Below are 2,142 nucleotides of genomic sequence, written 5' to 3'. Positions count from 1 at the left end.
TGGACCGCGGTTTCCGAAATCAGCCATGCACACGGCAAAAAATCCGCTTCTGACAAGCGTAAAGCCGTAGCTGCTGCAGTGGTTGCAGCAGGTGCTTTGATGGCATCTAGCGGAGCAGAGGCCGATGTAAGATTGGGAGGTAGCGCAGTAAACATCACTCCTGATGGCACTTACAACGGTTCTAACAGAAACGTTGGTGTGAACTCTGTTGTAGTGGGTTATCAAAATACTGCCAGCAGCCAAGATGGCACTATCGCTTACGGTGCTAATAACATTGCAGACAAAAACGCATCTTTGGCTGTAGGTAATAACAACCAAGCAACCGGCGGTGCTTCAACTGCAATGGGTGTGAGCTCTATTGCAAGTGGTGAAGCTTCTGTTGCAATCGGTAACGTAGCCCAAGCAACGCAAATTCGTGCGACTGCAGTAGGTAACCGTGCAACTGCTACTCAAGACTCCGCAAGTGCATACGGTAACCGTGCAAATGCATCAGCGCAATTTGCAACCGCTATCGGTGATAATTCTCATGCAAGTGCTGCGGCTGTTGCAGTGGGTACTCACGCAAATGCTTCACATCAAGATTCTATAGCTATTGGACGAAATGCTTCGGGTGCTTGGACAAATGCGATTGCTGTCGGTAAAGATAGCGTAGCAAAACAAGATCACGCGATTGCAATGGGTACTAGCTCAAATGCGTCAGGTGTTCAAGCTGTCGGCGTCGGTTCGTATACAAAAGCAGAAGGTAATCTGACAGTTGCGGTTGGTCCATATGCGCAAGCCAATAAAGAAGCTGCAGTTGCTGTAGGTTCTAACGCTACTGCTGCTGAGTCTAACTCTATTGCCGTAGGTCAAACTGCTACTGCGGCTAACAATAACTCCATTGCTGTCGGTACAAAAACAGCTTCTAGAGGCGATAATGCAATTGGTATCGGTGCTTATGCTGAATCAACTGCTGCACGTAGTACCGCTATCGGCGTGTTGTCTCAAGCGAATGGCGCAGGCTCATTTGCCGGTGGTGCATCTGCTCAAGCAACAGGTGAAAATTCTGTAGCTATTGGCGGTGCGATGGATGGTAATTTTGGTAATAAAGCAGGTACTGCTGCTAAAGCCGTTGGTAATAACTCTATTGCAGTAGGTTCTAAATCAAATGCTTCTAAAACTGCTGACGTTGCAGTAGGTTATGCTGCTACAGCAAATGGTACTTCTACCGGTTCTGATGGCGACGGCGTAGTAAATAATGCCGGTTCGGCAATGGCAATCGGTACAGAATCTCAAGCAACCGGTATCGTAGCTACAGCCATCGGTGAGCGCTCTAAAGCTCTGGCAAATGGCGCGGTAGCATTGGGTGGCGACGCTCAAGCGAAACAAGGTTCTGACGTAGCAATCGGTCGTGGCTCTGTAGCTGACGGTACTTCTGCCGCTGCATTCGGTCCTGCTGCTACAGCAACTGGTAAATATTCAGTAGCTTTGGGCGTACAAAGTAACGCTGCTTCTAAACAAGCGATTGCATTGGGCCGTGGTGCTCAAGCCAATGGTGGTGATTATGCAACTGCTCTGGGTAACGGTGCTCAAGCAACAGCTAAAAACACTTTGGCTTTGGGTACAGAAGCTAAATCTACTCTCGAAAACAGCGTAGCCCTGGGTAACGGTTCTACAACCAGCGCATTCGCACCTACTAACAGCGCTACTGTTGGCAACTACACTTACGGTGGTTTCGCAGGCGCAACCAGCGGTTTAAATAACGGCGCAGTATTGTCTGTAGGCTCTGCAGGTAACGAACGTCAAATCCAAAACGTTGCCGCAGGTCGTATCTCTTCAACTTCTACCGATGCAATCAACGGCTCTCAATTGTTTGCCGTAGCAAACCGCATCGAAAATCTGAATCCATTTGTATTCCAAGGCCACGATGGTAGCGGTAGCTCACCTGCTGTAGGTACATTCAAATACAACCCAAATTCAGCAGGCAATCCTCTGAAACTGATCGCTGGTGAAGGTCTGAAAATGACTTCAAACGGCACTAACGAATACACCCTGAGCGTAATCGGTGGTGGTTCTACTGGTGCTTCCGGCGCTACTGGTCCTAAAGGCGAAAAAGGCGATACCGGTCCTGCTGGCCCTAAAGGCGACAAAGGCGATAAAGGT

General features: G+C 49.0%; 1 pseudogene. It reads left to right on the top strand.

The window, feature by feature from the left end:
* Positions 1-2,142 (top strand): annotated as a pseudogene (locus tag ACTHS3_RS11855) (hypothetical protein); the annotation flags it as partial.

The sequence above is a fragment of the Neisseria sp. P0009.S007 genome (assembly GCF_051962515.1).
This window is presented reverse-complemented; position numbering and strand designations above follow the sequence as displayed.